Below are 13,140 nucleotides of genomic sequence, written 5' to 3' on the forward strand. Positions count from 1 at the left end.
TCCTCCTATAAAGCCTGCGTTACAAATGACTGAGCTTCCAACACTTGTAAAATCGCTGCGACAGTATCTAACGACGTAAATAACGGTACGTCATGGGCAATCGCCGTTTGGCGAATCAAAACTCCATCTGCCGCACTGTCTTGAGCATGAGAAATTGTATTAATAACTAACTGAACTTGATGCTGGGTAATCAAATCTAACAGGTTCGAATTTTGTGCCAATTTATCTACTGATTTAACTTTTAAACCAGCCGTCTGCAAAATTTGAGCTGTGCCCATAGTCGCTATTAACTGAAAACCTAGTTCATGAAAGCGCTGAGCTAACTGAATTGCTTCTTTTTTATCCTCATCTTTTACCGTTATTAAAATGGTACCATGATGGGGCAAATGAATTTTAGTAGCTTCAAAGGCTTTGTACAAAGCTTTGGGGAGAGTATAGTCACTTCCCATGACTTCACCAGTGGATTTCATTTCCGGTCCTAATAAACTATCCACTTGTGTCAATTTTGAAAAAGAAAATACGGGAGCTTTTACATGAATCAATTTTCCAACAGGCTGTAAACCGCCAGAATAGCCTTGGTCTTTGAGACTGTTGCCCAGCATGGCTTTCGTTGCTACTTGAGCCATAGGAATAGCCGTTACTTTGCTTAAAAAAGGTACTGTCCTGCTAGCACGGGGATTAACTTCAATGACATAAGTTTGTTCATTATGAATAATAAATTGAATATTCATCATCCCTACACAATTTAAACTTTGAGCTAATTCTTGAGTATATTGAACAATCTGTTTTTGCACGGCTTGCGATAAATTTTGGCAAGGATAAATAGCCATTGAATCGCCCGAATGGACGCCGGCACGCTCAATATGTTCCATAATTCCGGGAATTAAAACATCTTTGCCATCCGAAATTGCATCGACTTCACATTCTTTGCCTACTAAATATTGATCAATTAGAACCGGATGACGATGAGATACTTGAACAGCATTATGCATGTAGTGTTTGAGATCCTTTTGATTATGGACAATCTCCATAGCTCTGCCGCCCAAAACATAGCTGGGACGAACCAAAACCGGGTAACCAATGCGATCAGCAATTTTTAAAGCATCATCGGCATTAGTAGCTGTATCTCCAAGCGGTTGGGGAATTTGTAATTTTTTAATAACTTGATCAAATTCATTACGATCTTCAGCCCGGTTAATATCGGCAACAGTGGTCCCAATAATTTTTACTCCCGCTTCGACTAGAGGAGCGGCTAGATTAATAGCCGTTTGTCCCCCAAATTGAACAATTACTCCTTGAGGCTGTTCTAAATCGATAACATTGAGGACATCTTCAAGACTTAGGGGCTCAAAATATAATTTATCGGAAATAGAAAAGTCAGTAGATACCGTTTCGGGATTGTTATTAATAATAATGGCCTTATATCCCAAAGATTGAATGGCCTGAATACAATGGACTGTCGCATAGTCAAACTCTACTCCCTGCCCAATACGAATCGGGCCGGAACCTAATACTACAATGGCAGGTTTTTGATCAACTAAGCTTTCATTTTCTTGCTCATAAGTACTATAAAAATAAGGCGTTACCGAAGCAAATTCTCCCGCACAAGTATCTACCATTTTGTAAACCGGCACAATATGTTGCTCTAAACGCAATTGGCGAATCTGCTGCGGTGTTTGTTGCCAACAATGGGCAATGGTTGTGTCCGCCAGACCATATTGTTTGGCTTGCCGCAAAAGTGACAAGTCCTGCGGATGTTCTTGTAGCTGCTGTTCTAATTCTTGAATATGTGCTAATTTGTCTAAAAAGAAAATATTAATTTTTGTAAGATCATGAATTTTTTCTAAGGAATATCCGCGCTGCAACGCTTCTGCTATATAAAAGAGCCGATCATCCTGTGCTTGTATTAGACCTTTTTCTAAAGAATCATTACTTAGTTTTTGCAGACTGGTTTTGTGTAAATCATTCAGACCAATTTCTAATGAGCGGACAGCTTTAAGTGTAGCTTCTTCCAGATTACGGCCGATAGCCATAACCTCACCGGTGGATTTCATTTGCGTTCCCAAAGTGCGGTCAGCTTGGGTAAATTTATCAAACGGCCACCGAGGAATCTTACAGACCACATAATCTAAAGCCGGTTCAAATTGGGCATAAGTTGTTTGGGTAATAGGATTTTTAATTTCATCCAGTGTCAAACCTACCGCGATTTTAGCGGCCATTTTAGCAATCGGATAACCTGTAGCTTTGGAAGCTAAGGCACTAGAACGACTGACACGGGGATTAACTTCAATGACATAATAATTATAACTATCTGGATCCAATGCTAATTGCACATTACAACCACCCTCAATTTTTAAGGCGCGAATGATTTTTAAAGAAACATCACGTAACATTTGCACTTCGCGATCCGATAAAGTTTGCACCGGCGCATACACTATCGAATCTCCGGTATGAATACCTACCGGATCAAAATTTTCCATATTGCAGACAACCAGGGCATTATCTTGATGATCACGCATTACTTCAAATTCTATTTCTTTAAAACCCGCAATACTTTGTTCTACCAAAATTTGAGTTGCGGGTGACAGATCTAAGCCATTAGCTGCAATTTGCCGTAATTCCTGATCATTATGAGCAATTCCGCCGCCACTGCCTCCCATGGTAAAAGCAGGCCGCACAATGACCGGGTACCCTGCTTGATCGGCAAAATTTAAGGCTGCTTTGACATTATGTGCAATTGCAGAATCCGGAACGGGTTCATTTAGTTCTTTCATAAGTGCACGAAATTGCTCACGATCTTCTGCTTGCTCGATAGCTGCCAGCTTAGTTCCCAAAAGCTCAATCTGCAATTCATCTAAAATTCCCGAATTTGACAAGGCTACCGCCATATTTAATCCCTGTTGTCCCCCTAAAGTCGGCAATATTGCCTCCGGTAATTCCTTACGTAAAATTTGGGACACAAATTGGACAGTCAACGGTTCTAGATAAACTTTATCAGCAATTTGCTTATCAGTCATGATCGTAGCTGGATTAGAATTTACCAAAACTACTTGATAGCCCAATTCCTTTAAGGCCAAGCAAGCTTGAGTTCCTGAATAATCAAACTCGGCTGCTTGACCAATGATAATCGGACCAGAACCAATGACCAGAATTTTGTGGATATCTGTTCTTTGTGGCATTTTAAACCTCCTAGCGTGTGTATTGATCCATTAACTTAATAAAATGATCAAATAATGCAACATTATCATGCGGTCCCGGAGCTGCGTCGGGATGAAACTGCACCGAAAAGGCCGGATATTGCTTATGACGCAATCCTTCAACAGTATGATCATTAATTTCTTCATGGGTAATGACTAAATCTGTTTGAGCAAGAGAAACCCGATCCACAGCATAACCATGATTTTGAGCAGTAAAACCAATTTTTTGTGTTGCTAAATTGCGAACAGGATGATTAAAGCCGCGATGACCAAACTTCAATTTATAAGTATCCGCTCCATTAGCCAAAGCAAATAGTTGATGACCTAAACAAATTCCAAACAAGGGCACTTTTTTTTCAATAATTTGAATCATTGTTAACGCTTGGGGCAAGTCTTTGGGATCCCCGGGACCGTTACTTAACAATACGCCATCCGGATCTAAAGCTAAAATTTGTGCGGCCGTGCTCGTAGCCGGCATAACGATAAAATCACAATTACGTTGTGCTAATTGTCGCAGGATAGAATTTTTTAATCCGAAATCAACTACCACCACCTTGTGTCCGGTAGCTGGGCCAGGATAAGGATTATTTGTGGTACTTTGTAAAACCTGATTATGCGGTAGTGGTTGCTGTTTTAAGTTAGTCACAGTATCAGTTTGGATTTCATCAACTATCGCAGCTTTTAAAGATCCACGCTGTCGGATATGCCGCGTCACAGCCCGCGTATCAATAGCAGTAATTCCGGGGATTTTATGCATTTTTAAATATTCATCTAAATTTAATTTTTGACGCCAATTACCCGGACGTCTGGCATATTCATGCACAACCACTGCACGACAGGTAGGATGTAAAGACTCATCATCATCGCGATTCAGTCCATAATTACCAATCAAAGGATAAGTAAATAATAAAATTTCTCCGTTATAAGATTGATCAGTGATCGACTCCTGATAACCAGACATGCCAGTATTAAAAACAATCTCGCCAAAGGCTTCGTGCATATCGCCAAAACCTTGGCCTTCATAAATACTCCCATCTTCTAAAACTAAATAGCGTTTCATTTTTTACTCCCTTCTTGATACACCCATTCGCCTGCCACCATAGTAGCTTGGATAGTGGCGGTAACTTTTTCTCCAATAAAGGGGGAATTGTGACCTAAAGAATACATTTTCTGTGCTTGGACTTCAGCTGTCTCTGCAGTATTTAAAATAGTTAAATCGGCTCTTTTTCCAACAGCAATCCGGCCAGCTTGAGGCAAATGAAAAATTTGGGCCGGCTTACAACTGAGCCACTGAATTAATTGTTCCAAAGAACAAATACGAGGGGCTACTAAATGTGTATAGAGCAGAGCAAAACTAGTTTCTAAACCCGTAATACCAAAAGCGGCTGTTTTCATCGAACCGGACTTATCAGCCGCCGTATGGGGCGCATGATCAGTAGCAATGAAATCAATCGTCCCGTCAAACAATCCAGCTAATAAGGCTTGTCGATCAGCTAAAGTCCGTAAGGGTGGATTCATTTTAAACATCGGATTATCTGTCGTAATATCCGATTGATCTAATAATAAATGATGTGGCGTTACTTCAGCACTCACCGCTAAACCGCGCGCTTTAGCACTGCGAATTAAGCGAACACCGGCAGCAGTAGAAACATGACACGCATGATAATGAACACCTGTCAGCTCTACCAGTTCTAAATCACGGGCTAGTTGCGCTGTTTCAGCTGCTGGAGTGATAGCCGGCAAGCCTAATTTTTGTGCAGAACTGCCTGCTGTGATTACTCCTTTATTTGTTAAGCCGTCATCTTCAATATGTGCCATTAAGGGTAAATTTACTTGTTGAATTCCCTGCATAGCCGCGTACATGGTCGCCGCCTTTTGCACACCATTGCCATCATTACTAAAGCCAAAGGCTCCAGCAGCTTTGAGACCGGCAAAATCCACCAACTGATCGGTCGTTCGTGCTTTAGTAATACTAGCGTACTGTAAAACGTGGACTTGAGCTTGCTGCTGATTTAACTCCAGCATTGCCCGCAAGCGGGCGGGCGTGTCAGGAACAGGATGGACATTGGGCATGGCCGCCACGGTCGTGTAACCTCCATGAGCAGCGGCCAAAGTGCCGGTTTTAATAGTCTCTTTTGCTGTAAATCCCGGCTCACGTAAATGCACATGCAAATCCACAAATCCGGGAGCAATCACCTGACTGGGATGCAAATGAATAACTTGCGCATCGGAACACTGAATCGCAGGTGCAATTTGTCTGATTTTTTGTTCACTAACCAACACATCTTGTTGGACTAAGCGTCCCTCTAGAAATACGCGGCCGCCAGTTAATAAAGTTTTCATTAGATCAGCTCCTGTAATTCTTGTTCTTTGATAATTCCCTGGCTGGCCAAAAGAGCAGCCACAATTGCCATCCGCGCGTACACCCCGTTTTGCATTTGGGTAAAAATCCGTGATTGGGAACATTCTACCAACTGATCAGCAATTTCCACATCACGATTAACGGGAGCAGGATGCATAATTATCGCGTGCTGGGGCAACATCGCTAAGCGCGCTGGTGTCAAGCCATATTGCTGATAATAACTTTGTGTCTCAAAGGCATTTTCTTCTGCTGCTTGAAAGCGCTCATGTTGAACACGTAAAAGCATTAGAACATCTACTTGGGGCAACAGCTCTTTTAAGGGGAGAAATTTTCCCCATTGGCGAAAATCAGCAGTCAGCCATGGCTTCGGCCCGCTAAAATAAACTTGTGAGCCCAAACTTTGCAGAATTTGGGCATTCGAACGTGCTACTCGCGAATGGGCGAGGTCGCCCACAATCCCAATTTTTAAATCATTTAATCTGTTAAATTCTTCAAAAATAGTCATTAAATCCAGTAATGATTGTGAAGGATGTTGGCCACTGCCATCCCCGGCATTAGCCAGACTTAATGTCAAGTGTGCTTGCAGCAAAGGCTGATAATAGGCATTTTGACTATGACGAATCACCGCTAAATTGATACCAATGGCTTGAAGCGTTTTTAAAGTATCTAATAAAGTCTCACCTTTACTTACGGAACTGGCACTGGGAACGAATTGGAGCACTTGAACTCCCAGACGGCGTTCAGCCATTTCAAAACTGGTATGTGTGCGCGTACTATTTTCAAAAAACATATTCAGTGCATAAGCTGGACGCTGTAAAGTAATACTGGCTCCCTGTTTAAAGGCTTCTGCTAAAATAATGAATCGTTTTACATCAGTCAGCGATATTTGGTTGATATTAACAAAATCATGTATCATTTCTAGGCCCCTTTTTTGAATTCATCAAAAAACACCTAACATCTTCGCCAATTATTGCCTGCAAAGATGCTAGGTGCACTTCCGCCCTTAAACCTATCTGTTCCTCACGGGAAACAATTAATTGGTTCCAGTATTCAAATGTTTTTAAATTACAATTAGTCTAATATAAACCAATTTGACTGTCAAGAAACAATTTATTTAAGATGCAGCCAGCGCCGCCAGCGCTGAGCATCCAGTCCTAAATTCTGATCCAGCCAGCGAAATTTTAAAGTTAGGTAGCCATAAATACCTGCACCAATAACTACTTCCAGCAGTAAATAAACCGCACTTAAAATCCGGCCGATTTTGGCTGTTACGGTGTACAGGAAAATGTCTACTCCCCAAACAACCATTGCCATTATGACCGCTGCTAAAAGAATTTTACTTAAATTCTGGCTGATGAGCTGTTTTAAATTAAAAGGATAAAGGCAATAAATTCGATGCAGCATCAAATAACAAATCAGAATTAAAGCCAAAACGGTGGCAGTTAGCGGACCATATTCGTGTAACCAATAAACTAAAGGCCACTGAATAATAACCTTAAAGCCAAAGCCAATCAGTAAATACTTGATGGCAAGATTATTGCGGTACAGAGCCTGTAAAATAGCTGCCAGTACCATAAACAAGCCAATTAATAGCGCCACTAAACAAGAAAAACGCAGCATTTTGATACCCAGTTGGTCAAAGCCGTAAAACGCCCCCCACAAAGGTCGGGATACGGCCCACATTCCTAAAGTAGCCGGCAACATAAAGAACCCAAACAAACGTAAAATATTAATAATTTGTTGGGTAATTTTGCCAGTATCTTTACTGGTATATAAAGAAGCTACCAACGGAATCGCTGAAGAAACAATCCCTGTGGCTAAAGAAACAGCGACCATCATTAACTTATTAGCCTGAAACCCAAAAAGCGAATAATAATAGTCCAGCTGCTGTTGTGAAATTTTTAGGAAACTTTGCATCATAGGATTAAAGGTGGCTTGATCAAACAAATTAAAGATGGTTACGGCTGAATCAATAATAATAAAAGGAATCGCCTGCAGAAAAATTTCTTTGGTAAAGTCTTGAGCAGTAAAGTGAATTTTATGGCTGCCGGTATGAGCCAGCTCGGCCAGGTGTTGATGTTGCCGAGCAAAGCAAGTTAATAAATACAAAACCGAAATGGCCGCACCAATAAACGAAGCAAAAGTAGACTTAGTAACCGCATCAACGTAATTTCCGCGTTGAATCTGCATAATAATATAGGTAATTGCCAGCATATAAGCTACGCGTGCTAATTGTTCCAACATCATTGAAATAGCTGATGGCCCCATTTGCCCGTAACCTTGAAAATAACCCCGCATAATACTTAAAGTCGGCAAAATCAAAACGGCAATAGCTAAAGCTCTAATCGCAGGAATACTCCGCGGATCACTATTAGTAAAAAGTGCTGCTACCACGTCCGCTCCAAAATACATAAAGGCTCCAAATACGACACCAATTATGGCAGTAACACGAATGGCCTGTTTAAATAATTGATTGCCAGCTTCATATTCTCCTAAAGCATTATAATGGGAAATTTGTTTAGAAATAGCGCTGGGCAAACCTGCAGTCGAAACTAATAAAAAGAAATCATAAATATGATAAACCTTGCCATATAAAGCATTGGCCGAAGCTACTACTGCTGCTGAACCCATCCAAATATTCCAGGGAATTACATATAAAGCCGACAAAGCCCGAGACACAATCCCACTAACTGTAATCCAAGCTGATCCAGTCAATAAATTATCTTTGCGTAACTTTTGGGAGCTATCTTTGGTTGCCATCTCAATCTTCCTTTAATTTTGATATACATTAAATTCATATTATACAAAAAAGACCGAGAAAAAACTATCAATTCTCAGTCTCAACTGTTAATTTGCCAACTGTTTTAAAGCTGCTAGTACGTGGTTGACAATCTGGGGGGTAGCAGCGGCATCAGGATGCAGACCATCGGTATAAGTTAAATTCCAAGTTGCCGTTTCTAAAACTCGAGTTTGCGGATATTCCCGAGATTCTTCACGAATTACTTGGGCATGTTGTTGTGAAAAAGGAATCATTACCAATTTGGGGGTTTGTGGATATAATAATTGAATTTTTTCTAATAATAACTCAAAAGCAGCTCTAAAGATAATTTCATTAGCTTTACGATCCGTTGTTCCTAAATTAATTACTACATATTGCGAAGGCTGAACTTGCCAAAAGTGATCTGCATCAACTTGTTCCAAAAATTGCGCCGCCGCCGGAACAGAACCACTACCGGGTTTGAGCACTCCAGCTCCCGGATAAGCTATCCGAATATCTTCCAAATTTAACTGATTAGCAACTAAGGCCGCATAATTACCTTCGGCACAGTAATCGCGGCCAGCAGTGGTCCCGTGCAGCCATGAACCCGCAGTAATTGAATCACCGATAAAAGTGATAGGCCGACCAACAGGTTTAACCGGAGTCAGGATTGCTTCTTGATTGCAGTGAATTTTTTGTAAACATAAACCGCCTTGACGCTTCCAAACATTATCCCGAGGTGTATTACCACTATAAACTATTCTCAGAGTATGCCGTTGTTCATCAGGCAAGACAATTTTCAAAGGCATATGGGCTAAATTAACACGCTGATAGGGTTTTTGGTCCACTTGATACGCTAGCCAAACTCCTGCTGCAGTAGCTGTCGTTGTAAAAAATAACTCAATTTGGCTAGCTTTTTCAACTTGAAAATAGATTTGTGCTCCTAAATTACTGGTATATACTCCCTGATTATCTGCTAATTGTGCCCAGCGTCCTGAAAAATAAACACCGGGTATGGCAAAATTAGCTTGGGTAGTTTGCACTTGCATTAAAATAAGTTCCTCCTTATTGCTCAGTTCTCTTTTATCATACTATAATAACGATATGAAAATTCGTTAGGGGTCAAGAAAATGTATAAAAATGTAATTTTCGATATTGATGGTACTTTATTAGACACACATGATGCTGCACTCTTAGCTTTACAAAAAACTTTATGGGAAGAGTATCAGATTAAACAGTCTTTAAAAGATTTAGAGTTTAGTTTTTCGGGAACGGCACAAGACGTTTTTGACAAATATCATATTCCCCCAGAACAACAACTACACTGTGCCGAAAGTGTGGTCAAAAACGCATTTACCTTTACTGATGAAATTAAACCTTTTGCCGGAATAACCGCAACTTTAGAGCAACTTAGAAACTGGAAAATTCCCTTAGTTGTTGTAACTTCCGAAGATCAACGTGAAGTAGATTCGGTTTTAATGAAAACTCCCATTGGCCAATATTTCCAACATTTTATTACCGCTGACAAAGTCCAAGCACCTAAACCAGATGCAGAACCAACCTTAGCAGCTCTACAGCAAATACAGGCCAAAGCCAGTGAGACTTTATACATCGGTGATTCCAAAAATGACGTCGGTAGTGCTCATAATGCCCAGGTAGACTTCGGATTAGCTCAATGGGGAGCTAATCCGGAACTGGAATTTCCTGAAGCAGAACACATTTTTTCTAAACCAGAAGAGATTTTAGCATTTATCGCTCACTAAAATACTTTTTCTTTGAAAAGCTAGCGTCACTAACGGCTTTTAGCAGGGGGAAAAACAATGGCTCACCAAAGAGATTCAAAAATTGAGTTCTTGCGGATTATAGCGATGTTTCTAATTATTTTAGGACATATCATTTATTACACAAATTGGCACTATACTGCTATGACAGCGTCTCATCAAGTTTCTATTCAGAGTCTTTGGATCGGGGCTAAATTAGGAGTCAATCTCTTTTTTCTTATTACGGGCTATTTTCTCATTCGGCAAACTGCGCTTAAATCTTTTAAAATAGCACATTTATGGATCACTACTTTATTTTATTCATGGACGATATTAATGCTGGCCCTAATTTTTATCCCCATTTACTCACATTAGAGCCTTTGATTAAAAGCATCTTTCCTATTTTTGGCGGTTATTATTGGTTTATTAGCACTTATATTTTCTTGATTTTATTGGCACCTATTCTCAATAAGCTGTTAGTTGCGCTTTCTCAAAAAGAATATTTGAGCCTTTTGTTCGTGGGTTTTGGGTACTTATTTATTCTGGCAACTTTTTTTAAAAATCAAACTACTGGTTCTAATAATACCTTAATTACTGCGATCTATCTTTATTTTTGCGGCGGCTACATAAGATTGTATCGTCACAATTCCCATTATCTGCAAGCCCACTATTTAATTCATCTTATTATCCTTTTGATCATGCTGATCTTTTTGATTGGTTCTATTTACGCTTTAGATCTTCTCATCAAAAACGGTTTTATCAAAGCCGGCAATCACCGCTTCTTTTATTTTGCGGATGGCAACAGTCCTTTTGAACTAATTGGGGCGTTGGAGCTATTTTTAGTATTTCTTCAGTTGCCATCTTTTCATAATCACTGGATTAATAAGATTGCTACCACCACTTTACCCATGTATCTTTTGCACGATAATTATTTATCTCATTATTTAATTATCAATCAGTGGATTCATGCTACCAAGTATCAATACACTAATAAAGTGCAATTGTATTGCTTATTTTGGGCCATTGTCCTTGTTTTTATTTTGGCTGCTATTGATCTTATCGTGCAGTTTATCTTTGGAAAAGGCATCAATAGATTAGCACAAATTAGCAGTCAACAAATGCGCCGTTTTGCAAGTTATTTTTACAATTTAATTAATAAGTGAATGACTTCATAAGCAAGGCGGCCTAATTTTACTTGTCAATATTTCAAACAAAAATCAGTCCTCATAAGAGAACTGATTTTTAGAATTCCTTTCTTTGAGAGCTATTAATAATAAACCCCCACAATTGTCGCCGTAATGACTGAAGCTAAAGTAGCTCCCAATAATAATTTCATAGTAAAGTTGGCGACATAAGTACCCTGTTTGGCACTGATGGATTTCATCGAGCCCGTGATAATTCCTATCGAACCAAAGTTGGCAAAAGAAACTAAATAAGAAGAAATTATCGCCAGTGATTTAGCTGATAAACCCTTCATCGCCTGTAAATCAGCCATTGCCACAAATTCATTAGTTAAGAGTTTAGTAGCCATTAAACTGCCGACTTTCACAATATCAGCTGCGGGAACTCCCATAATAAAAGCAATCGGTGAAAAAATATATCCTAAAATCTGCGTAAAAGAAATATGAATCGCGGCTTTTAAAGTATTGTTTAAAAAAGCAATCAGTGCGACAAATCCTAAAACCATAGCTCCGACCGTGATAGCTACATTAAAACCATCCATAATGTAGTTGCCAAGCATTTGAAAAAATGGTTCCGCCTGCGGATCTGTAGTTGGTTTAATTTCCTGTTCATCGGCTTTAACATCATAAGGATTAATAATGCAAGACACAATTAACGCCGATAAAATATTTAAAAAAACAGCCACTACCACAAATTTGCCCGGAATCATCTTCATATATGAAGCTAATAAGGAGGCTGAAACTGCACTCATAGCCGAAGCACAGATTGTGTATAAACGTTTGGGACTGAGTTGGGCAATCTGATCTTTAATAGTAATAAAAACTTCCGGCATACCTAAAATAGCCGTCGAAATGGCAAAATAACTTTCCATTTCCCCCATTCCTACTATTTTATTTAATGACCAGCCTACCCATTTAATAATAAAGGGTAAAACTTTGATGTAATTGAGAATCCCAATCAATGCGGCAATAAAAACAATCGGCATCAACACATTCAAGAAAAAGACTGTTTGTCCCGGTTTAATCACGATATTACCGAACACAAAGTTAACTCCGGCTCCGGCCTGATCCATTAACCAATTAAAAAAGGCCGAGATCTGTTCTAATACGCTAATACCGCCAGAAGTATGCAAACATAAAAATGAAATCACAAATTGTAACAGCAACAAGATACCAATCTGGCGATATTTAATATGCTGACGATCATAGCTTACTAACCATCCCAGGAAAAATACTAAAGCTAGACCTGCTATTAAAAAAATAAACCGCATCGAACCACTCCTTTAACTATTAATAAGTCATCTCCGCTTAAATAATTTAATTTATTCTTGAGATAATGTCAAAGTTAATGTCATAGTAATTGATACGGTTTATAAAATTATTTGAGATAATATCAGCAATGATGCTTAAATCACATGCCGCTCAAAGGGTTGATCACTAATACCTTCATCTAAAATTTTTTTACACCATTCTTTAGCTGAAAACAGCGAATGGTCACGATAATTACCACAACTTTCAATTGTGGTGCCTTGAACATCTTGCCATTGAATTTGATCTCGAATTTGCTCTAAAGATGATTTTAAAGCTTGTGCTACTTCAGTAGTAGAATGTTCTCCCCAAGTAATTAAATGAAAACCGGTGCGGCAGCCAAAAGGTGAACAATCAATAACACCGTCTAGTCGATCGCGCAATAATCCGGCTAGTAAGTGTTCAATCGTATGCAAGCCGGCTGTAGGGATTGCATTTTCATTAGGTTGTACTAATCTTAAATCATAATTAGAAATCTTATCACCCTGAGGACCGGTTTCTACTGTAATTAAACGTACATAAGGTGCTTTTACTTTAGTATGATCCAAAGTAAAACTTTCTACTTTTGCCATTA

The 13,140-nt window shown here is 39.4% G+C and carries 11 protein-coding genes; 3 read left to right on the top strand and 8 right to left on the bottom strand.

Going from position 1 to position 13,140, the window contains the following annotated elements:
• Positions 1-5 precede the first annotated feature (5 nt).
• From carB to JG29_RS06560, 6 genes are all read right to left on the bottom strand, one after another.
• Complete coding sequence (carB, locus tag JG29_RS06535; RefSeq protein WP_045923146.1) at positions 6-3,179, bottom strand: carbamoyl-phosphate synthase large subunit; 3,174 nt, start codon at positions 3,177-3,179, stop codon at positions 6-8.
• 10 nt (positions 3,180-3,189) lie between these two features.
• Positions 3,190-4,257 carry a carbamoyl phosphate synthase small subunit gene (locus JG29_RS06540; protein ID WP_045923147.1) on the bottom strand — a complete coding sequence of 356 codons (1,068 nt, stop codon included), beginning with the start codon at positions 4,255-4,257 and terminating at the stop codon, positions 3,190-3,192.
• Entirely contained in the window at positions 4,254-5,540 is a 1,287-nt protein-coding gene (locus JG29_RS06545) for a dihydroorotase (protein WP_045923148.1), read from the bottom strand. The genes JG29_RS06540 and JG29_RS06545 overlap by 4 nt, the downstream gene beginning before the upstream one ends.
• On the bottom strand, positions 5,540-6,475 hold the full coding sequence (locus JG29_RS06550; protein WP_045923149.1) for an aspartate carbamoyltransferase catalytic subunit: 936 nt from the start codon (positions 6,473-6,475) through the stop codon (positions 5,540-5,542). The genes JG29_RS06545 and JG29_RS06550 overlap by 1 nt, the downstream gene beginning before the upstream one ends.
• Positions 6,476-6,669: 194 nt before the next feature.
• The gene (locus JG29_RS06555) at positions 6,670-8,319 is read right to left on the bottom strand and encodes a putative polysaccharide biosynthesis protein (protein WP_045923150.1); all 1,650 of its coding nucleotides are present in this window, start codon (positions 8,317-8,319) and stop codon (positions 6,670-6,672) included.
• An 87-nt stretch (positions 8,320-8,406) separates the two neighbouring features.
• Complete coding sequence (locus tag JG29_RS06560) at positions 8,407-9,366, bottom strand: GDSL-type esterase/lipase family protein (RefSeq protein ID WP_045923151.1); 960 nt, start codon at positions 9,364-9,366, stop codon at positions 8,407-8,409.
• A gap of 81 nt (positions 9,367-9,447) precedes the next feature.
• Here JG29_RS06560 and JG29_RS06565 point away from each other — a divergent pair, with 81 nt between their 5' ends.
• The 3 genes from JG29_RS06565 to JG29_RS06575 are packed head-to-tail and all read left to right on the top strand — an operon-like array spanning position 9,448 to position 11,240.
• Positions 9,448-10,080 carry an HAD family hydrolase gene (locus JG29_RS06565; protein WP_045923152.1) on the top strand — a complete coding sequence of 211 codons (633 nt, stop codon included), beginning with the start codon at positions 9,448-9,450 and terminating at the stop codon, positions 10,078-10,080.
• Between the two features lie 57 nt (positions 10,081-10,137).
• Entirely contained in the window at positions 10,138-10,452 is a 315-nt protein-coding gene (locus JG29_RS06570; protein ID WP_045923153.1) for an acyltransferase family protein, read from the top strand.
• Entirely contained in the window at positions 10,401-11,240 is an 840-nt protein-coding gene (locus tag JG29_RS06575; protein ID WP_045923154.1) for an acyltransferase family protein, read from the top strand. The genes JG29_RS06570 and JG29_RS06575 overlap by 52 nt, the downstream gene beginning before the upstream one ends.
• Before the next feature lie 104 nt (positions 11,241-11,344).
• Here JG29_RS06575 and JG29_RS06580 read toward each other — a convergent pair whose 3' ends face one another.
• Together JG29_RS06580 and JG29_RS06585 are read right to left on the bottom strand one after the other, a co-directional pair.
• Positions 11,345-12,529, bottom strand: a complete 1,185-nt coding sequence (locus JG29_RS06580) for a NupC/NupG family nucleoside CNT transporter (protein WP_045923155.1) — start codon at positions 12,527-12,529, stop codon at positions 11,345-11,347.
• Between the two features lie 135 nt (positions 12,530-12,664).
• Entirely contained in the window at positions 12,665-13,138 is a 474-nt protein-coding gene (locus JG29_RS06585; protein ID WP_045923156.1) for an S-ribosylhomocysteine lyase, read from the bottom strand.
• Positions 13,139-13,140 lie beyond the last annotated feature (2 nt).

It is taken from the genome of Bombilactobacillus mellis (assembly GCF_000967245.1).
In the GTDB taxonomy this organism is placed as follows: Bacteria; Bacillota; Bacilli; order Lactobacillales; family Lactobacillaceae; genus Bombilactobacillus; species Bombilactobacillus mellis.